Annotated in this window: 17 protein-coding genes and 1 pseudogene; 8 read left to right on the forward strand and 10 right to left on the reverse strand. The window is 71.4% G+C overall.

The genetic code is table 11. From position 1 onward, the window contains the following. Nucleotides 1-108 precede the first annotated feature (108 nt). Nucleotides 109-2,451, reverse strand: a complete 2,343-nt coding sequence (locus QMZ92_RS09250; RefSeq protein ID WP_283296753.1) for an MMPL family transporter — start codon at nt 2,449-2,451, stop codon at nt 109-111. Nucleotides 2,452-2,616: 165 nt separating this feature from the next. Between QMZ92_RS09250 and QMZ92_RS09255 the strand changes: the two genes are divergently transcribed. Further along, nucleotides 2,617-3,294 (forward strand): TetR/AcrR family transcriptional regulator, encoded by a 678-nt coding sequence (locus tag QMZ92_RS09255; protein ID WP_283296754.1) that lies wholly within the window; start codon nt 2,617-2,619, stop codon nt 3,292-3,294. A gap of 113 nt (nt 3,295-3,407) precedes the next feature. Beyond that, nucleotides 3,408-3,719: a heavy-metal-associated domain-containing protein gene (locus QMZ92_RS09260; RefSeq protein WP_283296755.1), complete on the forward strand. Its 312-nt coding sequence runs from the start codon at nt 3,408-3,410 to the stop codon at nt 3,717-3,719. Nucleotides 3,720-4,476: 757 nt separating this feature from the next. Here QMZ92_RS09260 and QMZ92_RS09265 read toward each other — a convergent pair. From QMZ92_RS09265 to QMZ92_RS09280, 4 genes and pseudogenes are all read right to left on the reverse strand, one after another. Continuing rightward, a complete protein-coding gene (locus QMZ92_RS09265) occupies nt 4,477-5,766 on the reverse strand; it encodes a citrate synthase (RefSeq protein ID WP_283296756.1) in 1,290 nt (429 codons plus the stop codon). A gap of 168 nt (nt 5,767-5,934) precedes the next feature. Further along, the gene (gene recD2 / locus QMZ92_RS09270) at nt 5,935-8,163 is read right to left on the reverse strand and encodes an SF1B family DNA helicase RecD2 (RefSeq protein WP_283296757.1); all 2,229 of its coding nucleotides are present in this window, start codon (nt 8,161-8,163) and stop codon (nt 5,935-5,937) included. Between the two features lie 307 nt (nt 8,164-8,470). After that, a complete protein-coding gene (locus tag QMZ92_RS09275; protein WP_283296818.1) occupies nt 8,471-8,704 on the reverse strand; it encodes a hypothetical protein in 234 nt (77 codons plus the stop codon). Between the two features lie 12 nt (nt 8,705-8,716). Continuing rightward, nucleotides 8,717-9,245 (reverse strand): annotated as a pseudogene (locus QMZ92_RS09280) (Gfo/Idh/MocA family protein); the annotation flags it as partial. 138 nt (nt 9,246-9,383) lie between these two features. On the opposite strand from QMZ92_RS09280, the gene QMZ92_RS09285 reads away from it, so the two are divergent. The 6 genes from QMZ92_RS09285 (at nt 9,384) to QMZ92_RS09310 (ending at nt 16,374) form a co-directional block, all read left to right on the forward strand. Further along, a complete protein-coding gene (locus QMZ92_RS09285; protein WP_283296758.1) occupies nt 9,384-10,484 on the forward strand; it encodes a LacI family DNA-binding transcriptional regulator in 1,101 nt (366 codons plus the stop codon). A gap of 192 nt (nt 10,485-10,676) precedes the next feature. Then, a complete protein-coding gene (locus QMZ92_RS09290) occupies nt 10,677-11,621 on the forward strand; it encodes a bifunctional helix-turn-helix transcriptional regulator/GNAT family N-acetyltransferase (protein ID WP_283296759.1) in 945 nt (314 codons plus the stop codon). Further along, a complete protein-coding gene (locus QMZ92_RS09295) occupies nt 11,618-12,400 on the forward strand; it encodes a sugar phosphate isomerase/epimerase family protein (protein ID WP_283296760.1) in 783 nt (260 codons plus the stop codon). Before QMZ92_RS09290 ends, QMZ92_RS09295 begins: the two co-directional genes overlap by 4 nt. A gap of 468 nt (nt 12,401-12,868) precedes the next feature. Further along, on the forward strand, nt 12,869-13,330 hold the full coding sequence (locus tag QMZ92_RS09300) for a hypothetical protein (protein WP_283296761.1): 462 nt from the start codon (nt 12,869-12,871) through the stop codon (nt 13,328-13,330). A gap of 483 nt (nt 13,331-13,813) precedes the next feature. Beyond that, the gene (locus QMZ92_RS09305; RefSeq protein ID WP_283296762.1) at nt 13,814-15,649 is read left to right on the forward strand and encodes a glycoside hydrolase family 3 protein; all 1,836 of its coding nucleotides are present in this window, start codon (nt 13,814-13,816) and stop codon (nt 15,647-15,649) included. A 113-nt stretch (nt 15,650-15,762) separates the two neighbouring features. Then, nucleotides 15,763-16,374 carry an LppU/SCO3897 family protein gene (locus tag QMZ92_RS09310; RefSeq protein ID WP_283296763.1) on the forward strand — a complete coding sequence of 204 codons (612 nt, stop codon included), beginning with the start codon at nt 15,763-15,765 and terminating at the stop codon, nt 16,372-16,374. A 158-nt stretch (nt 16,375-16,532) separates the two neighbouring features. Here QMZ92_RS09310 and QMZ92_RS09315 read toward each other — a convergent pair whose 3' ends face one another. The 5 genes from QMZ92_RS09315 to speB form a co-directional block, all read right to left on the reverse strand. Further along, on the reverse strand, nt 16,533-17,987 hold the full coding sequence (locus QMZ92_RS09315; RefSeq protein WP_283296764.1) for a S28 family serine protease: 1,455 nt from the start codon (nt 17,985-17,987) through the stop codon (nt 16,533-16,535). A 99-nt stretch (nt 17,988-18,086) separates the two neighbouring features. Further along, complete coding sequence (locus tag QMZ92_RS09320) at nt 18,087-18,467, reverse strand: hypothetical protein (RefSeq protein WP_283296765.1); 381 nt, start codon at nt 18,465-18,467, stop codon at nt 18,087-18,089. 167 nt (nt 18,468-18,634) lie between these two features. Continuing rightward, the gene (locus QMZ92_RS09325; RefSeq protein WP_502962024.1) at nt 18,635-22,480 is read right to left on the reverse strand and encodes an ABC transporter ATP-binding protein; all 3,846 of its coding nucleotides are present in this window, start codon (nt 22,478-22,480) and stop codon (nt 18,635-18,637) included. A 442-nt stretch (nt 22,481-22,922) separates the two neighbouring features. After that, nucleotides 22,923-24,605, reverse strand: a complete 1,683-nt coding sequence (locus QMZ92_RS09330) for a thiamine pyrophosphate-binding protein (protein WP_283296767.1) — start codon at nt 24,603-24,605, stop codon at nt 22,923-22,925. After that, complete coding sequence (speB, locus tag QMZ92_RS09335) at nt 24,602-25,573, reverse strand: agmatinase (RefSeq protein WP_283296768.1); 972 nt, start codon at nt 25,571-25,573, stop codon at nt 24,602-24,604. The genes QMZ92_RS09330 and speB overlap by 4 nt, the downstream gene beginning before the upstream one ends. Nucleotides 25,574-25,597: the final 24 nt, after the last annotated feature.

Consider the following 25,597-nt stretch of genomic DNA (forward strand, 5'->3'; position numbering starts at 1 on the left):
GCGGATCCGGTCGCAGCGCCCCGAGCGGACCATGCCCGGCGTCGGCCCGCCGGCTCGTACTCCACCCGCTCCCGCCCCGCGGGCACCACCACCGGACCCGGCCCGAACCTAACCGCCCACGGGGACGTTGTCGCGGTCACGGTCGTCGTATCGGCCGTCCCTCCCGTCCGCGGTTCCGCCCCTGCCAGCCGGGGAGAGCCCGCCCCGCTCCTCGGCGTCGCGCTCCTGTGCGACGGAGTCCGCCGGGGCGGGCCCGGATATCCCGCCCTCGCTGAGGCCGAACCTCGCATGGAGCGCCCGCAACGGAGCCGGGGCCCACCAGGTGGCCCTGCCCGTCAGCTTCATCACCGAGGGAACCAGCAGGCTGCGCACCACCATGGCGTCCATGAGCACGGCGAGGGCGATGCCGAGGCCGAGCATCTTGGTGTTGCTCACCCGCGAGGTGCCGATCGCGACCATCACGACCGCGAGGATCACGGCCGCCGCGGTGATCAGCCCTCCGGTGCGGCGCAGCCCGAAGGCCACGGCGTGCTCATGGTCGCCGGTGCGGTCGTATTCCTCCTTGATACGCGAGAGCAGGAACACTCCGTAGTCCATGGAGAGACCGAAGGCGACGCAGAACATGAGCACGGGAAGCGTCGTCTCGATCGCGCCCGTGGCGGTGAAGGAGAGCGGGCCGGAGAGATGCCCCTCCTGGAAGACCCAGACCACGGCCCCGAACATCGCTGTGAGACTCAAGCCGTTGAGCACCACGGCCTGAAGTGGGATCAGCACGCTTCCGGTGAGCAGGAAGACGAGCAGGAGGGTGACGACGACGATGATCGCCGCGGCCCACGGCAGCCGCTCACCGATCGCGTCCTTGGAGTCGACCAGCATCGCCGCCGCACCGGTCACGGACGTCTCGAACGGGGCGGGCTCCGCACGGAGGTCGCGGACCAGCTGCTGCGACTCCTCACCGACGGCCTCCTCCTCGGGCAGCACCGTGAACACCGCGTGCTCACCGGAGACCAGCGGTCCGTCGACACGCAGTACCCCCGGAAGGGCCTCGACGCGCTCGCGGTATCCGGCGTACTCCGCGGGGGTGGCAGCGCCCTCGACGAAGACGTCGAGGCCACCACCCGGGCTTCCGGGGAATCCGTCCCGGATGTGCTGCTGCACGACGTGCGACTCCGCGCCGGACGGGAGCTGGCGGTCGTCCGCCGGCCCGAACCGCACTCCCAGGAAGGGCAGTCCAAGCAGTACCAGCCCGGCGGTGGTGGCCACGGCGAAGACGGGTGCTCGACGCATCACCAGGCGCACCAGGCGAGCCCAGCGCACCCCGTCGGCGTCTGCCGCCGAGCCCATTGCGGCGTTCGGCAGCCCGGCCTCGCCCGCCCCCTGCGGGCGACCGCGGCGGAGCAGCTTCCGCAGATCGAGTGCGTTGACGCGGTCGCCGAGGAGCATCAGCGCGGCGGGGAGCAGCACGAGCGCGGCCGCGGCGGCGAGCAGGACCACGGCGATCCCCGCGTAGGCGAACGACCGCAGGAAGTACTGCGGGAAGACCAGCATCGCGGCCAGTGACACGGCCACCGTGAGCGCCGAGAAGAGCACCGTGCGGCCGGCCGTGCGGACGGTGGTCGCGATCGCCTCCCCGCTCTCCGCCCCGGCAGCCAGTTCCTCCCGGAAGCGGCGGACGATGAACAGGGCGTAGTCGATGGCGAGTCCGAGGCCAAGGGCCGTTGTGAGGTTCTGGGCGAAGACCGAGACGTCGGTGAACTCGGTCAGTCCGCGAAGGACGGCGTTCGTCCCCAGGATGGCGACGATGCCGATACCCAGCGGCAGCAGGGCCGCGACCGCGCTGCCGAAGACCATCACGAGCAGGACCAGCGTCACCGGCAGCGCGATCAGCTCGGCACGCAGAAGGTCCTCCTGGATGATCGTCTCCATGTCGTGCATGACTGCGACCGGCCCGCCGACGGAGACCTGCACCGGCCCGTGCGTGCCCCGGTACCGGGGCACGATGCGCTCCAGCACCCCCGCGGCCGTCTTCTCGTCGCCCTCGATCCGGGCGACGACGAGTGCCTCACGACCGTCCTCGGCACGCAGGGCGGGCGACTTGGTCCGCCAGTAGGAGCCGACGCCCGTCACGCCCTCCTCACCGGTCAGACGCTCGGTCAGCCGCTCGGCCTCGGCAGCGACGGAAGGATCGTCCACACCCTCGGGACCGGTGCCCACGAGGAGGAGCAGATTGGGCCGTGCGGCTGGGAACTCGCGATCGAGGGCTTCGGTCGCATAGGTCGACTGCGCATCGGGGTCCTCCCACCCCCCGCTGCCCATCCGGTCGGCGACTCCGCCGCCCGCCAAGACTGCGAGGGCGGTGACGACGAGGGCGAGGAGCAGCGAAAGACGTGGGCGCGCGGTGACGAAGCGGGTCCAGCCACCCGGCGGCGGCTCGTGATCGACGTCGGACATCGGGTGGTGCTCCCCTCCCCCGAGACCGGTGCCGCGCAGGAGGCAGCACGGGTCGGCCATTGCCATAGACTGGAAAACACGAGTCATCACTCGCGTTCCACAAGAATGCGAGCGCGCACTCGCGTTTGTCAACCGAGCCCGGAGAGCTGGGGATTGGTGGTTCGCATGCCAGAGACACCGGACGTCGGGGAGCGAGGCGGGTCCGCGCAGCCGCGCCGCCGCCAGGCGCGGGGCGAGCGCCGGGTCGCCCAGCTCCTGGAAGCCGCCGCCGGAGTGTTCTGCCGCAGCGGCTACACCGCCGCGAGCACCAACGCCATCGCCCGCGAGGCAGGCGTCTCACCGGGCACGCTGTACCAGTTCTTCCCGAACAAGGAGGCGATCGCCGTCGAGCTGGGCGGTCGACTGATGCAGCGCTGGCGCGAAACCCATGGCGCCGCATTCGACACCCTCGACCCGAGCCTCCCGCTCGACGAGCTGCTCGACTCGGTCCTCGATCCACTGATCGAGTTCAACTGCGAGAACCCCGCCTTCGCCGTCCTCATGCACGGCTCCGAGATCCCCGGCCGGATCACGGAGGAACACGACGCGGTGCACTCGGCACTGCTCGAGCGCGTCGAGCGCCTTCTCGGAGACTTCCTCCCCGAGGCCGGACCCGCCGAACTCAGCCGTGTCGCGAACATGACGTTCTCCGCGGTCAAGGCGGGACTGGAGTTGGTCCTCGCCCACGAGGGAGCACAGCGGGACGCGTACAGAATCGAGCTGAAGGCCATGGTGCACCGCTACCTCCAGCCACTGGTCGACGCCGCCCCACAGCCGGAGAACACTCGCATCGATACCCCCTAGGGGTATAGAGTGGGACGAGCGTCGGGGCTCAGCACTCCCAGGACCCCGGACGCACCACACCTTCACCGGACGAAACGATCGCGAAGCGACACACCCGCACAGAGGAGAACGCCATGACCGCCGAGAGGACCACCGGCACCATCGAGACCACCGGCTCCTGCTGCTCACCCACCGGTTCCCGCCACGGCGGCGCGGCGGGCGCCGAGCCGAGCGGCACCACCTCGGTCTACCTGGTGAAGGGCATGACGTGCGGCCACTGCGAGGGCGCCGTGTCCGAGGAGATCTCCGCGATCACCGGCGTCACGTCCGTCAAGGCCGTCGCCGCGACCGGACAGGTCACCGTGGTCTCGGCCGCTCCGCTCGAGGAGGCGGCCGTACGCGCGGCGGTCGAAGAGGCGGGCTACGAGCTCGTCGGCAAGGCCTGACCTCACCGCACGCCCCGGCCTCACACCTCACCCCTCCCGGCCGGCACCGGTTTCACGGAAAACGTCGACCACACCCCGAAGCCGCCCCTGACTCCACCCGGGGCGGCTTCGCCGCTCCCAGGCCCGCCGAAGCGGCCCCGCGCCCCCGACCGGCCACACGCCCGCCCCCTCGACCCCGCGGGGGAGCCCCGCCGGATCCCGCCCGCCCTCGCCCGCGTTTCCGGGCACTCGGCGACACGGCGTCCGCCGTCCCGGCCCGCCGAATCCCGCGGCCTCGGCCCGCCGAATCCCGCGGCCTCGGGAATTACCAGGACCTACTCATCCGTTTCCGTGGTCAGCGGGAGGCTGCATCTGCGATCCTTCACGTGGTACACAGGACCTTCACAAAGAGACCCAGATCACAGATATTTGTGGGTAACCATTCGGGCTCTTCGCGAGTCTAAGTGGGCGATGCCAGAGCGTCTTGGGGGACGCTCATGGGATGTCTTGGGGGACGTCCCAGGCAAGCGTTGGCCGGGGCACGTACGACCGGGGAGCTTTGAGCGGCCCTCCCGTAGATACGTACCCCGGCAGACCGCGTCGCGAAGAGCTTCTGCTGGACACCAGCAGACGCCCGGCCGGATCCCGTGGGGGGAATCCGCACCGGGGATATGGGAAGCGCCCCGCTTGCCGACCCGTGGGGGGATCGGCAGCGGGGCGCTTCTCTGCGTACAGGACTCCGCCGCACCCGGGCGCGACGGGAACTGCCGAGCAGGCCTCAGCGGGCCTCGACCGGGACGAAGTCGCGCAGGACCTCGCCGGTGTAGATCTGGCGCGGGCGACCGATACGGGAACCCGGCTCCTTGATCATCTCGTGCCACTGGGCGATCCAGCCCGGGAGGCGGCCGAGGGCGAACAGCACGGTGAACATCTCGGTCGGGAAGCCCATGGCCCGGTAGATCAGACCGGTGTAGAAGTCCACGTTCGGGTACAGCTTGCGCTCGACGAAGTAGTCGTCGGACAGCGCGTGCTCCTCCAGCTTCAGGGCGATGTCCAGCAGTTCGTCGGACTTGCCCAGGGCGGAGAGCACATCGTGGGCGGCAGCCTTGATGATCTTGGCGCGGGGGTCGAAGTTCTTGTAGACCCGGTGGCCGAAGCCCATCAGGCGGACGCCGTCCTCCCTGTTCTTCACCTTGCGGATGAAGGTGTCGACGTCGGCGCCGGTGGCCGCGATGCCCTCCAGCATCTCCAGCACCGACTGGTTGGCGCCACCGTGCAGCGGGCCCCACAGGGCGGAGATGCCGGCGGAGATGGAGGCGAACATGTTCGCCTGCGAGGAACCCACGAGGCGCACGGTGGACGTCGAGCAGTTCTGCTCGTGGTCCGCGTGCAGGATGAACAGCTTGTCGAGCGCGGCCACGACGACCGGGTCCAGCTCGTACTCCTGCGCCGGGACCGAGAAGGTCATCCGCAGGAAGTTCTCGACGTAGCCGAGGTCGTTGCGCGGGTAGACGAACGGGTGCCCGATCGACTTCTTGTACGCGTAGGCGGCGATCGTCGGGAGCTTGGCCAGCAGTCGGATGGTGGAGAGGTGGCGCTGCTTCTCGTCGAACGGGTTGTGGCTGTCCTGGTAGAAGGTCGACAGCGCGCTGACCACGGACGAGAGCATGGCCATCGGGTGAGCGTCGCGCGGGAAGCCGTCGAAGAACCGCTTGACGTCCTCGTGCAGCAGCGTGTGCTGGGTGATCTCGCCCCGGAACGCCGCCAGCTGGTCGACGGTCGGCAGCTCACCGTTGATCAGCAGGTAGGCCACCTCGAGGAAGCTGGAGCGCTCGGCCAGCTGCTCGATCGGGTAGCCGCGGTAGCGCAGGATGCCCTGCTCGCCGTCGAGGTAGGTGACCGCGGACTTATAGGCGGCCGTGTTTCCGTATCCGCTGTCCAGGGTCACCAGACCGGTCTGCGCCCGGAGCTTCCCGATGTCGAAGCCCTTGTCGCCGACGGTGCTCTCGACCACCGGGTAGGTGTATTCACCGTCCGCGTACCGCAGTACTACAGAGTTGTCGCTCACGTCATCCCTCACCGACGTAGTGCCTCTTCTTCGAGGTGCCCTGACTGTCTCTACCATCCCCCATTTGGCTGAGGAGAGTGCACTCGGGGTCGACCATTCGGCCGTTCAGCGGCACTCAGTGCCGCCCAGCCTGCTCATCCTGCCCCCTTCGCCCCGGTTCCGGAAGCGTTAGGTGATCTTTCCCACGAACCCTCCACCTGTCAGCCTGTGGTCGAGTGCGGTAAAGCGCCTGCCTGCCGAGACCGTGCGGACCGCCTGCCCTATGGCCCTGCGGGAGCCCACGAGCACGACGAGCTTCCTCGCGCGCGTGACGGCCGTGTAGAGCAGGTTTCGCTGGAGCATCATCCAGGCCCCCGTGGTGACCGGAATCACCACCGCCGGATACTCGCTGCCCTGGGAGCGGTGGATCGTGACGGCGTAGGCGTGGGCGAGCTCGTCGAGCTCGTCGAAGTCGTACGGCACCTCCTCGTCCTCGTCCGTCAGCACCGTCAGCCGCTGATCGACCGGATTGAGCGAGGTCACCACGCCGACCGTGCCGTTGAAGACTCCGTTCTTCCCCTTCTCGTAATTGTTGCGAATCTGAGTGACCTTGTCGCCGACGCGGAAGACCCGGCCGCCGAACCGCTTCTCGGGCACATCGGGACGGGCGGGGGTGATCGCCTGCTGCAGGAGCCCGTTCAGGGTGCCCGCGCCGGCGGGACCCCGGTGCATGGGCGCCAGGACCTGCACATCGCGCCGCGGGTCCAGCCCGAAGCGGGCGGGGACCCGCCGGGCGGCGACGTCGACGGTGAGCCGGCCCGCCTCCTCCGTGTCGTCCTCGACGAAGAGGAAGAAGTCGCTCAGCCCCTGGGTGAGGGGCTGGGCTCCGGAGTTGATCCGGTGGGCGTTGGTGACCACACCCGACTGCTGCGCCTGCCGGAAAATGCGGGTGAGCCGGACGGACGGGACCGGACTGCCGTCCGCGAGCAGATCGCTGAGGACCTCTCCGGCGCCGACGCTCGGGAGCTGGTCCACGTCGCCGACCAGCAGCAGATGAGCACCCGGCGCCACGGCCTTCACGAGCTTGTTGGCCAGCAGCAGGTCCAGCATGGAGGCCTCGTCGACCACCACGAGATCGGCGTCCAGCGGCCGGTCCCTGTCGAAGGCCGCGTCTCCGCCCGGCTTCAGCTCCAGGAGCCGGTGCACGGTGGACGCCTCGGCGCCGGTCAGCTCTGCGAGCCGCTTGGCCGCCCGTCCCGTGGGCGCGGCGAGGACCACCTTGGCCTTCTTGGCGCGGGCCAGCTCGACGATGGAGCGGACCGTGAACGACTTGCCGCAGCCGGGGCCGCCCGTCAGGACGGCCACCTTCCGGGTGAGGGCGAGCCGGACCGCCTGCTCCTGCTCGGGCGCCAGCTCCGCGCCCGTACTCCCGGCGAGCCAGGCCAGCGCCTTGTCCCAGGCCACGTCCCGGAAGGCCGGCATACGGTCCTCGTCCGTGCGCAGCAGCCGGGTCAGCTGGGCGGCGAGGGACAGCTCGGCACGGTGGAAGGGCACCAGGTAGACCGCGGTCACCGGGTCCCCGCCCTGGGGCGAAGGGACCTGCTCCCGGACGACCCCTTCCTCCTCGGCCGCCAGCTCGGCGAGGCAGTCGATCACCAGTCCCGTGTCCACCTGGAGGAGCTTCACCGAATCGGCGATGAGCTTCTCCTCCGGGAGGTAGCAGTGCCCCTGGTCCGTGGACTGGGAGAGGGCGTACTGCAGACCCGCCTTGACCCGGTCGGGGCTGTCGTGGGGTATGCCCACCGCCTGGGCGATGCGGTCGGCGGTGAGGAAGCCGATGCCCCAGACGTCCGCCGCGAGCCGGTAGGGCTGGTTCTTGACGACGGAGATCGACGCGTCCCCGTACTTCTTGTAGATCCGCACGGCGATGGACGTGGAGACGCCCACCCCCTGGAGGAAGACCATGACTTCCTTGATGGCCTTCTGCTCCTCCCAGGCGGCACCGATCATCTTCGTGCGCTTGGGGCCGAGGCCGGGGACTTCCACGAGCCTGCCGGGCTCCTGCTCGATGACGTCGAGGGTGCCGGCGCCGAAGTGGTCGACGATGCGCTCGGCGATGCGGGGCCCGATGCCCTTGATGAGGCCGGAGCCGAGGTAGCGCCGGATGCCCTGGACGGTGGCGGGCAGGACGGTGGTGTAGTTCTCGACGGTGAACTGCTTCCCGTACTGCGGGTGGGAGCCCCAGCGGCCCTCCATCCGCAGCGATTCACCCGGCTGCGCGCCGAGGAGCGAGCCGACCACCGTGAGGAGGTCGGAGCTGCCGCGTCCGGTGTCGACCCGGGCGACCGTGTACCCGTTCTCCTCGTTGGCGTAGGTGATCCGCTCCAGGACCCCTTCGAGCACTGCCAGATTGGACATGCGCCGACGCTACCGCCCGGCTCGGACAACGTGCCCGGCCTGTGGAGGACCCGCGGCCGGCGCTCCCGGGACGGGCGGAGGCAGCCGCCCGTGACGTTCAGGGGCCCGGCCGAACGACCGGGCCCCCCGTTCCCCCACCCTCAGGACTCCTCCGAATCCCCCCGGATATCCCTCCCCAGGAGCCCTGACGCCCAGTACGACCCGCGTCGCGCCGGAAGGGTTGCACGATTGCGGGCAGTTGTTTTTCCGGAATCCCAGAGGGCAGGCACATGGCTCGGGACTTGGCGTTTCCGGCATGGGGGATGATTCACTTCAGCAGGACGTCCTGGCCGAGCTCGGGGACCAACGGCTCCAGGAGGTCGCGGACGCGCTCGGCACCGACACCACGGCGGCCGCGGCCGCCGTGGACACTTCGGTGTCCACGCTCCCGGGCGGGCTGAAGGACGCCGCGGAGACACCCGGTCAGGCCGGCGAAGCGCGCGACGCCCTCGGAGAACTGGCCGAGCCTCTCTTCCAGGGCGGTGGCGGTGGCGGTGGCCAAGCGGACCGCCATGCCCTCGAAGCCCCAGTAGCCGAACTCCCCCGCGCGGAGAGGACCTCGCCGAAGAAGCCGCCCTCCACGAGGCGCTTCAGCTTCAGCAGGCCCGGCAGGAAGACCTCGTCCTGGACGACGCCGTGCCGGATTCCGGCGGCCCGTGCGAGACGGACCAGTTCGAGGGCTCCACCGGTATCGGACGCGGATGGCTTCTCGGTGTGCACGTGCTTGCCCGCCGCGATCGCCTTCCTGACCGCGTCGCCCCGCGCGGAGGTGACCTGCGCGCCGAAGTGGGCGTCCACCGTCCCGTCGGCGAGCACCGCGTCGAGGTCCGTCGACCACTCGGTCAGGCCGTGGCGGCAGGCGTCCCGCGCAGGGCGTGTGCACGGCGGCCGACCAGGGCGGGCTCGGGCCACAGGACCGCACCGTCGCCGAGGTCGAGCCCGCCCCGTTCGGGTATCGCGAGGAGGGAGCGCACGAGGTGCCGCCGGTACCCCATCCACCCCGTGACGCCGTTCATGGCGATGCGCACCGTCCTGCGTGTCACGAAGGTGCCCCCATGTCTCCCCGATTGCTCGAAACGGCGGCGAAATGGTCATGGCAAGCGTTTTCTGCAAATGATGACGCTAGCCTGCGCACAGCAGCCCGGACATGGGCCCGGCCGGATCCCCCTCGGAGGAAAGCGATGACAGTCACGCTGGCTGATGTGGCGGCTCGCGCCCGGGTCTCCCCGGCGACCGTCTCCCGGGTCCTCAACGGCAACTACCCGGTCGCGACCTCGACCCGGGAACGGGTGCTGCGCGCGGTGGACGAACTCGACTACGTCCTCAACGGGCCGGCCAGCTCACTCGCTGCGGCCACCTCCGACCTGGTCGGGATCCTCGTCAACGACATCGCCGACCCGTTCTTCGGGATCCTGGCCGGCGCCGCACAGACCGCGATCGGGGAAGGCGCCTCGGGCCGGGCGGGCGGCGAGAAGCTGGCGGTGGTGTGCAACACGGGGGGCTCCCCGGAACGCGAACTGACCTACCTGACGCTGCTGCAGCGACAGCGGGCGGCCGCGGTCGTCCTCATGGGCGGGGCACCGGAGGACCCGGACCACCTCACCGCCATGGCGGCCAAGCTGGGAAAGCTCGCGGACGCGGGGACCACGGTCGTGCTCTGCGGCCGCCCGCCCGCCTCCGGGAGCGCCGTCACCGCCACGCTCGCCTTCGACAACCGGGGCGGCGGGCGGCGGCTCACGGAACACCTGGTCAGCCTGGGGCACCGGCGGATCGGGTACGTCGCCGGCCCCACCGAGCGCACCACCACACGGCACCGGCTGGAAGGCCATCGTGCGGCGCTGGAAGCGGCAAGGGCGGCCGACGCCGCGAACGGGGGCGCGGGGGCGGCCGGATCCGTGCCGGAGGACCAGGAGCGGCTGACGGTCCACGGCCTGTACGACCGGCGCTCCGGCTACGACGCCACGCTGGAACTGCTGCGCCGCGATCCCGGCCTGACGGCGATCGCCGCGGCCAACGACACGGTGGCGCTGGGCGCCTGCGCGGCGTTGCGCGACCTGGGCCTGCGCATCCCGGAGGACGTCTCGGTGGCCGGATTCGACGATTTGCCGTTCGCGGTGGACGCAGTGCCGGCACTGACGACGGTACGGCTGCCGCTGCACGAGGCGGGGGTGCGCGCGGGCCGTCTCGCCATGGGCAAGGAGGCTCCGCCGCCGGGCGGCATCGCGACGATCGGCGCGGAACTGATGGCACGGGCGTCGACGGCGCCGCCGCGCAAGGGCTGAGAGGCGCACGGCCCGAGGGGCAGACGGCGGACCCACCGGAGGCGGGCCCGGCGCGTGGGGCTCGTCGCGTCCTGCGGGCCCGGTGCGAACCGTACGCACGGCGGAAGCGGCGGGAGTTGTCCACAGGCATTGCCGGGCGTCATCGCCCGAACCTAGCCTTGACTCAGTCAAAGGAAAGGTCGGGGGTTCATCATGGCCGTCCAGGAGATCCGCGCCTTCAACCGCTTCTACACCAACCTCATCGGCGCGCTCGACTACAGCAAGCACCTCTACACGCCGTACACGCTCACCGAGTCACGGGTGCTGTACGAGCTGGCCCACGCTCCGCGGACCGACGCCGCGGACCTCCGACTGGAGCTGTCCCTGGACGCGGGCTATCTGAGCAGGCTGCTCGGCAAGTTCGAACGTGACGGCCTGGTCGAGCGGGCCCCGTCGGAGGAGGACTCGCGGCGGCAGCGCATAACGCTGACACCACGCGGGCGAGAGGCGACAGCCCTGCTGGACGAGCGCTCCCGGGAGGCCGTGGGCAGGCTGCTGGCCGATGTACCCGCCGCGGAGCAGCCCCGGCTGACCGAGGCCATGCGCACCGTGCGCGACATACTGGGCGAGGTCCGGCCGGACCGGCGGGGGCGGAGCGAAGGGCCGGCGCTGCGCGACCCGGTACCCGGCGAGCTGGGCTGGATCGTCCAGCGGCACGGCGCGCTCTACGCGGCGGAGTACGGCTGGAACGCGGACTTCGAAGGGCTGGTCGCCCGGATTGTCGCGGACTTCGCCCAGGACCACGATCCCCATCTCGAGCGGGTGTGGATAGCCGAGTTGGACGGCCGCCCGGTCGGTTCCGTGATGTGCGTACGGGACGAGGCCCCGGCCACCGCCCGGCTGAGACTGCTGCTGGTCGAGCCCGAGGCGCGCGGCCACCGCCTCGGGGAGCGGCTGGTGGGCGCGGTCGTGGATTTCGCCCGGGAAGTGGGGTATCGGGAGCTGGTGCTCTGGACCAACGGCGTCCTGACGGCCGCGCGGCGCATCTACCAGCGCGCAGGATTCACGCTCGTCGCGGAGAAACCGCACCGCTCCTACGGGGCCGACCTGGTCGGCCAGGACTGGCGGTTGTCCCTCCAGGAAGGATCGCCCAAGTGAAGTTCGCCTTCTCCACCCTCGGCGTTCCCGGCATGTCCGTCCCGGAGGTGGCCGCCCTGGCAGCCTCGACCGGATGGCAGGGAGTGGAGCTGCGCGTCCACCCGGAGGAGCCGGTCAACCTGGCCATGGGCATACGCGAACGGGCCGCGGTCGTGGACGAGTTCGCCCGGGCGGGCGTGGAGATCGTGACGGTCGCCGGTTACGCCCGGGTGGCGGCGGCCGGCGACGAGGCGGCCACGGTTGAGGAGCTGGCGGAACTGGTCTGGATGGCGCGGGATTTGGGGGCACCCTTCGTCCGGGTCTTCCCCGGAGGCGGTGACCAGCCCCAGGAGACCGCCGATGCGACGGCGGCGAGGCGGCTCGCCGCAGCAGCCGAGACCGCCGCCGACGCGGGTGTGCGGGTCCTGCTGGAAACCCATGACTCGCATCCCACGGGCACCGCGGTCTCCCGCATCGTGGGCCAGGTCGGGCACAAGCACGTGGGAGCGCTGTGGGATGTCCTGCACCCCTGGCTGGAGGAGGAACCGCCCGTCACCACCCGGGCGGCGCTCGGGCCCTATCTGGGCTGCGTCCAGGTCAAGGACGTCACCTCGGCGGAGGACCTCACTCCGCTGCCACTGGGCACCGGGATCCTGCCCCTCGGGGAGTGCCTGGCGCTCGCGGACGGCGACGGCTGGGTGTGCTGGGAGTACGAGAAGCGCTGGCACCCGGGCACGGCCGAGCTGCCGGGGATACTCGCGGCGGGGCGGGAGCACCTGGAGTCGCTGGTGCGCTGCTGAGCCTTCCGACTCGGTGCCGTGCGCGCTGGGGCCACACCCCGGGCCAGAGCCGGAGGACAGGGAGCCCGCCCATGCCGGGCCGGCAGCTCCGGCCCATGCGGAACGGCAGCCTGACCGATGCCGGCGGCCGGGACGGGTGGGACGGAAGTGCCGAACGGGTGCCGGGCCGGGGCCGGGGGCTCACCCACTCGGGACCTGGGCCGAACCAAGGCCGGACCAGCGAACGGGGGCGCGCAGGACCGGGGTCCGGCCGGGTGGCGGACCGAGACCGCGGCTGACCGATCTCGGATGGGAGGCGGACCGCGGGAGCGGCGGACTTCGGGCGGCGCACCGGGCCTGCCCCATACCGGACGGGAGGCGGACGACGGGCCGGGCACCGTGGCCGTCGACCGGTGGAGATCGCCGGACGAGCCGTCCGCAGTAGGCTGATGTTCATCGGCAACCGCGTGGAGCCCATGGAGACCGCCCATGAGCCGGCACCCTCAGGATCCGAACGCCCGGGCCACGGCCCCCCGCGCCGCGGACGCCCGTGCCCGGCACGGCCAGGACCCCGTCGTCACGGGCTGGCGCCACGGCGACCGCGTCGTGCGCTGGACGCACGGCAGCAGGATCGTACAGAAGGACTTCGCGGGACCGACCCAGGCGGCACTGGCGTGGAACGGCCGGGTGATCGTCGTCGAGGCGCTGGACGACACCCCGTACACGCCCACGGACAACGCGGTCGTATACGAGGCGGACGGGACGGAGCTGGTCCGGTTGGCACCTCCGCGGGACCTGGTCGCCGAGCCGTCATGGGTGTTCGGGTTCTTCACAGCGCACCTGGACGCCCAGGGGCGCCCGGTGCTGGTCGTCGCCACGCAGGTCGGCGACTTCTGGGGGCACCCGGACCTGGCGGCGGGCACGGTCGTGGACGTGCAGGAGTGGCGCTGAGTCCGTGATCGTCCGCCACGGGCCCCGGCGCGGTTGCTCAGATCCAACCCGGGTCGGCGCCTCAGGTCCAACCCGGGTCGTGACCGACCCGGCCCTCGCCGCTCGGCGCGCGCCGTCCCGCCCCCCGACGGAGCCGGGAGATTCTCCGTGCGTGGGGAACCCGTGACGGGGACCCGGCGTCCAAGAGCCGTGCCGCGGACGAGTCACCGCAGAGCGGCGTCGTCGGCCCTCGTTGCTGGCTGCGATCGCTGACTCCCTCCCTGGCCGCCTGCGGCCTGCGGCACGCCGCCACCGGTGCGCCCCCTCCCAGCTCCGGTGGCGGCCCCTCTCACCTCCACGCGCGTCGCCCTCCACGCACTTCCCGGAACCGTCGGATCGCGGCTGCCGCCGCGGCGGCGCGCTCGTCCGGCCGATTCCCTTGACTGGCAGTTACTTTCCGGATATCCGTGGCCCTTGGAAGTTTCCTTCAGGGAAGGAGCACCAGTGCCCGACCGGACCACCCCGTCCAGACGTTCCGTTCTCGCCGCCACCGCCGCGGGTGCCGCGGCCGCAGCCCTCGCCTCCAGCCCGGCGCACGCGGGCTCCGCCGACCGCGGCACCACTCGCGCCCGTCTCCAGCGGCTCATCTCCCGGATGAGCCTTGAGGAGAAGATCGGTCAGCTCTTCGTGATGCGGGTGTACGGGCACTCCGCCACCGCACCCGACCAGACCGACGTCGACGCCAACCTCAGGGAGATCGGGGTCCGTTCGGCCGCCGAGCTGGTCGAGCGCTACCACGTCGGCGGCATCATCTACTTCGTCTGGGCCCACAACACCCGTGACCCGCAGCAGATCGCCGAGCTGTCCAACGGCATCCAGCAGGCCGGACTCGCCCAGCCCACCCCCGTTCCGCTGCTGATCTCCACGGACCAGGAGCACGGCATCGTCGCCCGGGTCGGCAAGCCCGCGACGCTCATGCCGGGCGCGATGGCACTGGGGGCCGGCGGTTCCCGTTCCGACGCCCGGGAGGCCGCACGGATCGCCGGCACCGAACTCGCGGCGATGGGCATCCGGCAGAACTACGCACCGGTTGCCGACGTCAACGTCAATCCGGCCAACCCGGTCATCGGTGTGCGGTCGTTCGGCTCCGACCCCCAGGCCGTGTCGGGGCTGGTCGCCTCACAGGTGCGGGGCTACCAGGGCGCGGGCGTCGCCGCGACGTCCAAGCACTTCCCGGGTCACGGGGACACCGTGTCCGACAGCCACTACTCGCTGCCGACGATCCACCACACCCGCGAGGAGTGGGGCGAGCTGGACGCTCCGCCGTTCCGTGCGGCGATCGCCGCGGGCATCCGCTCGATCATGACGGCGCACATCGTCGTCCCGGCGCTCGACCCGAGCGAGGACCCGGCGACGCTGTCCCGCCCCATCCTCACGGGGATACTGCGCGAGGAACTCGGCTACGACGGAGTCGTCGTCACCGACGCGCTCGACATGGCGGGCGTACGGCAGAAGTACGGCGACGACCGGGTTCCGGTGCTCGCCCTGAAGGCAGGCTGCGACCAGTTGCTCAACCCGCCGAACCTGAGCGTCGCCTGGAACGCCGTCCTGGAGGCCGTGCGGAGCGGCGAGCTGAGCGAGCAGCGCATCGAGGAATCGATCCTGCGCATTCTGCTGCTGAAGGACGAACTGGGTCTCTTCCGGAAACCGTTCGTCACCCGCGAGGGCGTGGACCGCACCGTGGGCAAGCGATCCCATCTGGCCGCCGCCGACCGGATCGCCCAGGAGACCACCACCCTGCTCGCGAATCCGACCGGCCTGCTGCCGCTGTCCCGCCGCAGACACCGCGATGTCCTCGTGGTCGGCGCGGATCCGGCCTCCCCGTCCGGGACGACCGGGCCCCCGACCGCCACTCTCGCGAAGGGCTTCACCGAACTGGGCTTCACCGCGACGGCGCTGTCCACCGGCATCACCCCCACGGCCGCCAGGATCGAGGAAGCGGTGGCCGCGGCGGCCGGGAAGGACGTCGTGGTCGTCGGCACGTACAACGTCTCGGCGACCAGTCCGCAGCGGACCCTCGTCGCCCGGCTGGTGGCCACGGGTGTCCCGGTGGTCACCGTCGCCGTCCGGAACCCGTACGACATCGCACAACTGACGGGCACCGGCTTCGCGGCCTCGCTCGCGACGTACAGCTGGACCGACGTCGAACTGCGGGCCGCGGCAAGGGTGATCGCGGGCCGGGCCGAGCCCGAGGGCCGACTTCCCGTACCGGTGCAGCGGGCCGACGACCCGGCGCAGGTGCTGTACCCGGTCGGACACGGCCTGAGGTATCGGGGGTAGCGCGGCGTAGGCCGCGCTACCGGCACACCACCCTCACGCGGCGGAAAGCCCCCTGCCCCCTGGCGTGCGCCCGCACCGGCGCGCCACGCTGGAGCGACCGAACTGGGGGATCCATGCATGTACGGCGTCTTTGGGTGGGGGTGGTGTGCGCGGTGCTCGTCTCCTGCCGGCCGGGTCCGGGCGGCGCCGGGAGCGAGACCTCACCGTCGCCTCGCGAGAGCTCGGCGCCGTCCGCACGCGGGCCGCTGTTCCTCGGGACGGGGAACTGCAGCGGCCGGGGCCGCGCGGATGTCCGCGAGGTGCCCTGCGGCAGCGAGAAGGCGGCGGCGCGCGTGATCGCCCGCCACGACGGACGGCGGACGGACACACCGTCCTGCCCCGACACGACGGACTTCGTGCTGCACATCTCGGAGCACCGGCCGGCGTTCGACGAGGACGGCGACGGTTCGGTGCCGCGGGGGTACGCCTGTATGCGCAATCTGGAGCCGCCGCATCCCGGCGATCCCGGAGGCGGGGGCGGACCGCACACGGTCGCCGGCGACTGCCTCCACACCTCGCGCCGGGGGCAGGTGAAGGAGACCGCCTGCGACGGGTCCGGTGAGTACCGGCCCGAGTTCAAGGTGGCGTCGGCCGTGGACGAACGCTCCCAGTGCCCGCCGTCGACGGATCTGTTCGTGGAACTGCCCTCCGGCAGAAAACCGGTGGGCTGTGCCCGCCGCCTCTGACATCGCGCATCGCGAGTCGTCGGCGGCGGGACACAGCCCACCGTTCACCGTTCACCGGATGCGATCGCCGACCACCGGTCACGCGTTCCCGGCCACGGTCACCGGTCACCGGTCACCAGTCATCGGTCACCGATCGCATCACCGGCATCCGTCACCGGTCACGGACGCAGCATCGGCTCACGCTCGATGTCCTGCTTGTCAAGCTTCTTGTCCGGCTTCGTCAGCCTCTTCGCCTTGGCCGGGTCCTCCTGGACGGCGGCCGGGGCGACGCCCGCCCACTCCAGGATCCGCGCGGTGGCCTTGGCCCGCTGGTCCGCCTTCAGACCAGCGATGTTGGCACCGTGGTTGGCGCCGGGAGCGGTGAAGACATAGCTGTCACGCGCGCCCTTGCCGAGCCGGAACGGTTCGGCACCCCAGGGGTCGTTCTCGCCGTAGACGAACAGCATCTGCCGTGCGTGGTGACGGACCCAACCGTCCACGTCGTCCATCACCCACGGCTTGAAGCGCATGGGGATCTCCCGTGGCACGAAGTTGCGCGGTGCCTGGTAGCCGTAGCGGCTCAGGCCCTTGAGGTGGGGCAGCTCGATGGCCGGCGCGCCGAGCTCGGTGCCCGCCTGGTAGTAGTACGGGGCGTACGGCTCCAGGCCCTGGTCGGTGTAGAAGGAGAAGCCGGAGATGGCGTCGACGCTGTCCCAGATCTCCTGGTCCGAGGCGGTTGCCGCGACGGGGATCGACGCGCAGTCGCTCACCAGGCTGTACTGCCAGAAAGCCCAGGCGTAGTCGAGGACGACGGCTTCGAAGGCCTTGTCGAGCGAGCCGATCGTCTTGAAGGTGTGGCCGTTGTCGGCCGCGTACTTGGTGTACAGCGCCTCCAGCGAGTCACGGCGGACGAGTGCCTCGCGCTGCACCGCGTTCAGCTTGTCGCGGCACTCGGCGGTGCCGACCTTCTCGAAGAACCGGTCGTAGGCGGAGTCCTCGTTGTTGTTCACGTCGTTCGGTGCGACGTAGGCGACGACACCGTCCATGTCCCGCGGGTAGAAGCGCTCGTAGTACGTGGCGGTCATCCCGCCCTTCGAGCCGCCCGTGGCGATCCACTTCTTGCCGTAGATCTTCTTCAGCGCGGTGAAGACGCGGTGCTGGTCGCTGGCGGCCTGCCAGATGTCGAGCTTGGACCAGTCGGCCGGGTCGGGCCGCGACGGGCTGAAGAACCGGTACTCCAGGTCGACCTGGTTGCCGTCGACGATCTGGGTGGGCTCACGCCGGCGCGGGGTCGTACCGACGTGGTAGCCGCTGGTGTAGAAAACGGTCGGCCGGGTCGTGTCCTTGTGCAGCACGGTGATGCGCTGCTTGAACGTGCCCTTGGACGGGCGCCGGTGGTCGACCGGCTGGGTGTAGTTGAGGACGAAGTAGCGGTAGCCGGGGTACGGCTTCTCCTCGATCAGGCTCATCCCGGGGATCGCGAGGATCCGGTCCTTGATGTCCCGGGACGCGACGTCCTGGGACGCGGTGGGTGAGCCGATGGCGGGTTCGGCGGCGGTGGCCGCGCTCGCCGTCGTCCCCGCGCCACCTATGAGCACCACGAGCGACAGCAGCCATCTCAGTGTTTTCCGCATGCACACACTCCCCTTGGTTCACAGCGGTCGCGGTGAACCTAGCGGGGGCAATGCTCCTATGGCCAGGGTGAGTTGAACGGAAACACGCAACCGGCACCCTCAGCACAGGATCCAGCCGGTCGAGGCGCGTTTTCCGGCGACTGCGCCGGACACCCGGACGCAGCGGTTGAGGGCGTGCACGGTCACGGGCCCCGCCTGCCGGGTGAACCGCCCCTTGTCCACGACGGCGCGCCCGCCGCGCGGCTGGAGGGACACCGACATCGCCCGTACGGCGCCGGGCCGTTTGGCGACGGTGAGTGCGCAGACCAGATTCCGTTTCTTGAAGACGCGCAGTTCTCCCGTGGAGAACCGGACCGCCTTCACCGGACGGCCGGAGCAGACGGATGCGGCCTCCGCCCGCTGGACCCCCGGTCCGGGCAGGGAGAGGGCACCGACGACCGTCAGCACGGCGAGTACATGCCTCAGCAGCTTCCCGAACACGTTTTCTCCCCTCCCGCACCAAGCCGTACTGACGTACGACGCAGCCGGGGTCCGGACGGTTGCCGTCAGGACCCCGGAAGGGCGGCAACCACCGCTCGGGCGGGCCGGATCCGGGCACCCGCCCGCCCGAAGCCGCCCAGACCGATCGACGCCGGCCCCGCGCCCGCTCAGGACCGGGCCGTCGCGGGCTCCTCCTCACCGATGAACGTCCGCCACAGCTCGGCGTACCGCCCTCCCCGCGCGAGCAGTCGGTCGTGCGTGCCGTCCTCGACCACCCGGCCGTGCGCCATGACGACCACCCGGTCCGCGCGGGCGGCGGTGGTGAGGCGGTGTGCGACGACCAGCGTGGTGCGGCGGCCGGTGAGCCGGTCGGTGGCCCGGTTCACCTGCGCCTCGGTCGCCAGGTCGAGCGCCGCCGTCGCCTCGTCGAGCAGCAGCACGTCCGGATCGACCAGTTCGGCCCGGGCCAGGGCGATGAGCTGGCGCTGGCCGGCGGAGAGGTTGCGGCCGCGCTCGGCGACCTCGTGGAGGTAGCCGCCCTCCAGAGTGGCGATCATGTCATGGGCGCCCACGGCACGGGCCGCGGCCTCCACCTCCGCGTCGCTCGCCCCCGGCCGCCCGTACGCGATCGCGTCACGAACCGTGCCGGAGAAGAGGTACGCCTCCTGGGGCACGACGCCGAGCCGGTGCCGGTAGGAGGTGAGGTCCAGGTCCCGCAGATCGGTGCCGTCGACGGTGACGCGTCCGCTCGTCGGGTCGTAGAACCGCGCCACCAGCTTGACCAGCGTGGACTTGCCCGCGCCCGTCTCGCCGACGAAGGCGACCGTCTGACCGGCCGGGATCCGCAGGTCGACGCCGCTGAGCGCCGCCTCCCCGCCACCGGCCCCCTCGCCGCCTTCGCGTACGCCACCGCCCCCCTCGTCTCCTTCGCGTACGCCGGCTTCGCTGCCGCCGGCGTACGCGAAGGAGACGTCCTCGAAGGCGATGTCACCGCGCAGCGACGGCACGTCCAGGGGCACGCGGGGCTGCTCCGTCGACGTCGGCTCCCGCAGCAGCTCCTGGATCCGGCCGAGCGACACGGCGGCCTGCTGGTAGCCGTCGAAGACCTGGGACAGCTGCTGCACCGGGGCGAAGAACAGGTCGATGTAGAGCAGATAGGCGACGAGAGCGCCCGTGGTGAGCGTGCCCGCCTCGATCCGGCCCGCACCCACGATCAGCACGGCCGCCACGGCGACGGAGGACAACAACTGCACGAAGGGGAAGTACACGGAGATCAGCCACTGGCCGCGCACCCGAGCCTCACGGTAGCTCTCGCTGCGCTCGGCGAACCGCCGGTTGCCGGACCGCTCGCGGCGGAACGCCTGCAGGATGCGCAGTCCGCTCACCGATTCCTGGAGGTCGGCGTTGACGACGCTGATCCGCTCCCGCGCCAGCTCGTACGCCTTCACCGACTGCCGGCGGAAGAAGTACGTGCCGACGACCAGGACGGGCAGCGTCGCGAAGACCACGAGGGCCAGCTGGAGGTCGAGCGCGACCAGGGCGACCATGATGCCGAAGAACGTGACGACGGAGACGAACGCGGTGACCAGACCGGTCTGCAGGAACGTCGAGAGCGCGTCCACGTCCGTGGTCATGCGGGTCATGATCCGGCCGGTGAGCTCGCGCTCGTAGTAGTCGAGGCCGAGCCGCTGGAGCTGGGCGAAGATCTTGAGCCGCAGGGCATAGAGGATGCGCTCGCCCGTACGTCCCGTCATCCGTGTGGCGCCGATCTGGCCGGCCCACTGCACGAGCACCGTCAGCAGTGCCAGGGCCGAGGCGACCCAGACCGCGGTCATCACGGCCTGCTCGACACCGTCGTCGATGCCGTGCCGGATCAGCACCGGGAGCAACAGGCCCATGCCCGCGTCGACCGCGACCAGCAGCAGGCTGAAGAGCAGCGGCACTCCGAAGCCGCGCAGCAGCCTGCGCAGGTCGTAGCTGTCCTCGGGGGTCACCGCCCGGACCTCGTCGACCTGCGGGGTGTCGTCGGCCGGAGGCAGCGCCGCGACCTGGGCGAGGAGTTCGGGGGTGGCGCCGGCCGCCTCGTCCTCTTCCTCCTCTTCCTTGCGGACCCACAGCGGGGGCGTGATGCCGCGCTCGGCGTCGAACTCGGCGCGGAGGGTGCGGTCCTCCGGGATCTCGACGGGCAGGGTGTGGCCCGGGGAGACCCCGCCCAGCTCGTCGGGGTCGGTGAGCAGCCGCCGGTACAGCGCGGATCGTTCCTGCAGCTCCTCGTGGGTACCGATGTCGACGAGCCGGCCTCCGTCGAGGACGGCGATGCGGTCGGCGAGGCCGAGGGTGGACCTGCGGTGGGCGATCAGCAGGGTGGTGCGCCCGGCCATCACCCCGCGCAGCGCCTCGTGGATCTCGTGCTCGACCCGGGCGTCCACGGCGGAGGTGGCGTCGTCGAGCAGCAGCAGCCGGGGGTCGGCGAGGATCGCGCGGGCGAGGGCGATCCGCTGGCGCTGGCCGCCGGAGAGGGTCAGACCCTGCTCGCCGACCTTGGTGTCGTAGCCGTGCGGCAGCTCGCTGATGAAACGGTCTGCCTGCGCCGTCCGCGCGGCGTCGGCGATCTCCTCGTCCGTCGCGTCCGGCTTCCCGAAGGCGATGTTGGATCGGACGGTGTCGGAGAAGAGGAAACTGTCCTCCGGCACGAGCCCGACGGCGGCCCGCAGCGACTCCAGGGTGAGCTCGCGGACGTCGTGGCCGCCGACGAGGACCGCACCGTGCGTGACGTCGTAGAAGCGCGGCAGCAGCAGCGAGACCGTGGACTTGCCGCTGCCCGAGGAGCCGACGACGGCCACGGTCTCGCCGGACCGGATCTCCAGGGAGAACCCGTCGAGGACGGGCCGGGCGCCCTCCCCCTCCCCGTAGGAGAAACCGACGTCGTCGAACTCGACGGTCGCCGGGGCGCCGGCCGGGAGTTCCTTGGTGCCGTCCTTGATCGCCGGCTCGGTGTCGACCAGCTCCAGGACCCGCTCGACTCCGGCCCGCGCCTGCTGGCCCACGGTCAGGACCATGGCGAGCATCCGCACGGGTCCGACGAGCTGAGCGAGGTAGGTGGAGAAGGCGACGAAGGTCCCGAGGGTGATCTGCCCGCGGGTGGCCAGCCAGCCGCCGACCGCCAGCATCGCCACCTGCCCGAGTGCGGGCACGGCCTGCAGGGCCGGGGTGTAGACGGCGTTCAGCCTGACCGTGCGCAGCCTGCCGGCGAAGAGCCTGCGGCTGACGTCCCTGAGCTTGCCGGTCTCCTGGTCCTCCTGGCCGAAGCCCTTGACGACCCGCACCCCGGAGACGGCACCGTCGACGACCCCGGCGACCGCGGCGGCCTGCTGCTGCGCGTACCAGGTGGCGGGGTGGAGCCTGAGCCGGCTGCGTCTGGCGATGAACCAGAGAGCGGGGGCGACTGCCAGCGCGACCAGGGTGAGCGGCGGCGACAGCCAGGCCATGACGCCGAGGGAGACGAAGAAGAGCACGAAGTTCCCGATGGTCATCGGGAGCATGAAGAGCAGGCCCTGGATGAGCTGGAGGTCGCTGGTGGCACGGCCCACGACCTGGCCCGTGGACAGCTCGTCCTGGCGGCGTCCGTCGAGCCGGCTGATCGTCCGGAACATGTCGGTGCGCAGGTCGTGCTGGACGTCGAGGGCGAGCCTGCCGCCGTAGTAGCGGCGGACGTAGGTGAGCGCGTAGACGACCAGCGCCGCGGCGATCAGCAGTCCGGTCCAGACGGCCACCGGCCGTGAGCGGTCCCCGATGACGTCGTCGATCACGACCTTGGTGATCAGCGGGACGATGGCCATCACCGCCATACCGGCCAGTGACGAGCCCAGCGCGAGCACGACGTTCCGCCGGTACCGCCATGCGTAACCGGCCAGTCTTCGTGCCCACGATCGCTCTGCCGCCGCCGTCACCAGCTGCCTCCCCGTCGTCCTGATCTGCCGGAAGGCACCAACGCGGGCCGGGCCCGATTTCATCCCGCCGCGACACGGCCGGGCGAAAGAACGGTCGCTGGTCCTGGGCCTGGGCCTAGGACCAGCGACCGTTCCCGACGCGCTCGTGCTCGTGGGCCCACGGGCTCATGTGCGCGGCCCGACGGGCGCCCGCGCCCGCGCGGGTGCGGGCCACTTCCCGTTCGCCCGCGTCGAGGGGACCGACCGGCTACCGGAGCGCCGGGCTCGCGGACACAGCGGCTCCTCGCGTCCACACCGGGCGACGGTCGGATTCCCCGGGCCTGGGACACGGCCCGGCGGAAGGAGTTCCGCGACGGCTTCACAGCGCAGAACGTGCGTACGCGGGCGCGCACGGCGCACCGGGCACTACCTGGGGTGACCGGTGCGCCGCCGCGTCGTCCCGCGAATGCGGCCGGACGCGCCGCCGCGTCGTCCCGCCGCCGCGAGAAGGAGCGCCGAAGCGCTCCTACAGGTGCGTCGGCGCGAACATCCTGAGCACCGCGGGCAGCACGACCACCGAGGGGCCGGGCTGCGCGAGGGCCTTGGCGAGGTCCTCGCGCAGCGACTGCGTGGTGGTGCGCACGGCCGGTACGCCGAAGGACTCGGCGAGCGCCACGAAGTCCGGGCGGGACAGCTCGGTCGCGGCCGCCTCGCCGAAGGCGTCCGTCATGTACTCGCGCAGGATGCCGTAGCCGCCGTCGTCGACGATCAGCCAGGTCACCGGCAGCCCGTACTGCTTCGCCGAGGCCAGCTCCGCGATGGAGTACATCGCGCCGCCGTCGCCGGAGACCGCGAGCACCGGCCTGGTGCGGTCCGCGGCGGCCGCGCCGAGGGCGGCGGGGAAGCCGTAGCCGAGGCCGCCCGCCCCCTGCGCCGAGTGCATGGTGTTCGGCCGGCGGGCGTCGAACGCGGACCAGGCCCAGTAGGCCAGGATCGTCATGTCCCAGAAGCTCGGGGAGTCGTCCGGCAGGGCCTCGCGGACCGCGGCGAGCACCTCCTGCTCCAGGGAAAGCTCCTGGCCGGCGATCCGCTCCCGGACCTTCGCCAGCAGCACGGAGACCCGCTCCGCAGCCGACGGATCACGGCGTTCCGCCACCGTCTCCAGCAGCGCGGTGAGCGCGATCCGGGCGTCGGCGTGGATCCCGAGCCCGGGGTGGTTGGACTCCAGCTTGCCGAGGTCGGCCTCGATCTGGACCACCCGGCCGCGCGGCGCGAACGTGTGGTAGTTCGAGGAGAGTTCACCGAGGCCGGAGCCGACGACGAGCAGGACGTCGGCGTCCTCCAGGAGGTCGGTGGTGTGTCGGTCCTCCAGCCAGGACTGCATCGACAGCGGGTGTTCCCAGGGGAAGGCCCCCTTGCCGCCGAAGGTGGTCACGACGGGCGCGTCCAGCTTCTCGGCGAGCGCGAGCAGCTTGCCGGAGGCGTCGGAGCGCACGACACCACCGCCCGCGATGATCGCGGGGCGCTCGGCGTTCTGGAGCAGGTGCGCGGCGACGGCGGTGAGCTCCGGGCGGGGCACGAGGTCGTGCGGAGTGGCGTCCGGGGCCGTGACGACCGGCAGGGTCGTCCCGGCGAGCAGCACGTCCTGGGGGATCTCCACCCAGACCGGCCCGTGCGGGGCGGTCAGCGCGGACTGCCAGGCGTCGGCGATGGCCGAGGGGATCTGCGAGGCGGTACGCACCGTGTGCACGGACTTCACGACGTCACGGAACGACGCCTTCTGGTCGCGCAGCTCGTGCAGATAGCCGTGCCGGCCGCCGCCGATGCCCGGGCTCGGCACCTGGCTGGAGATCGCGAGGACGGGTGCACTGGCCGCGGCGGCCTCCTGGAGGGCGGCCAGCGAGGTGAGCGCGCCGGGCCCGGTGGAGAGCAGCAGCGGGGTGGCCTGCCCGGTGATCCGGCCGTGGGCGTCGGCGGCGAAGCCCGCGTTGTTCTCCACACGCAGTCCGACGTACTCCAGGTCGGAACGGCGCAGCGCGTCGAACATGCCCAGGGCGTGCTGGCCGGGCAGACCGAAGACGGTGGTGGCGCCCAGACCGGCCAGGGACTCGACGACGAGGTCCCCTCCGTTGCGGCCCGCCGGCGGGTTGAGCGCGGCGGCGACCTGCCGCGCCGTGGGGCGCAGCACGAGGTCGTGGTCGTGGGTCACTTGCCGTTCCTCGACGCGGCGATCTGGCGGGCCATGATCGTGGTCAGCTCGTACGCGGTGTGGGAGGCGGCGACCGAGGTGATCTCGGCGTGGTCGTAGGCCGGGGCGACCTCGACGACGTCGGCGGAGACCAGGTTGCAGGAGGCGAGCCCGCGCAGGATCTCCAGCAGTTCGCGGGAGGTCATGCCGCCGGCCTCGGGGGTGCCGGTGCCGGGGGCGTGCGCCGGGTCGAGGCAGTCGATGTCGATGGAGATGTAGAGGGGGCGGTCGCCGATGCGCTGGCGCAGCTGGTCGGCCACCTCGTCGGCACCGCGGCGGTAGACGTCGGAGGAGGTGACGATGCCGAAGCCCATCTTCTCGTCGTCGGTCAGGTCCTGCTTGCCGTAGAGCGGGCCGCGGATGCCGACGTGGGAGAGGGCCTCGGTGTCGAGGATGCCCTCCTCGACGGCGCGGCGGAACGGGGTGCCGTGGGTGTACTCGGCGCCGAAGTAGGTGTCCCAGGTGTCCAGGTGGGCGTCGAAGTGCAGCAGCGCGACGGGGCCGTGCTTCTTGGCGACCGAGCGCAGCAGCGGCAGCGCGATGGTGTGGTCGCCGCCGAGGGTCATCATGCGGGCGCCGGTGCCGAGGATGTCGTCGGCGGCGGCCTCGACGGTCTCGACGGCCTCGTTGATGTTGAAGGGGTTGGCGGCGATGTCACCCGCGTCCGCGACTTGGGCGAGGGCGAAGGGCGAGGCGTCCTGGGCCGGGTTGTACGGCCGCAGGAGCCTCGACGCCTCGCGGATGGCGTTGCCGCCGAAGCGCGCGCCGGGTCGGTAGGACACCCCGGCGTCGAAGGGCACACCGACGACGGCGACATCGGTGCTGCCGACCTCGTCGAGCCGGGGCAGCCGTGCGAACGTCGCGGGTCCGGCGTACCGCGGGATGCGGGACGAGTCGATGGGGCCGCGCGGCGTCTCGTTGCTGCTCATGACCATGCCTCTTCTTCCTGCGCT

Source organism: Streptomyces sp. HNM0645, assembly GCF_030056615.1.
Classification (GTDB): domain Bacteria; phylum Actinomycetota; class Actinomycetes; order Streptomycetales; family Streptomycetaceae; genus Streptomyces; species Streptomyces marianii.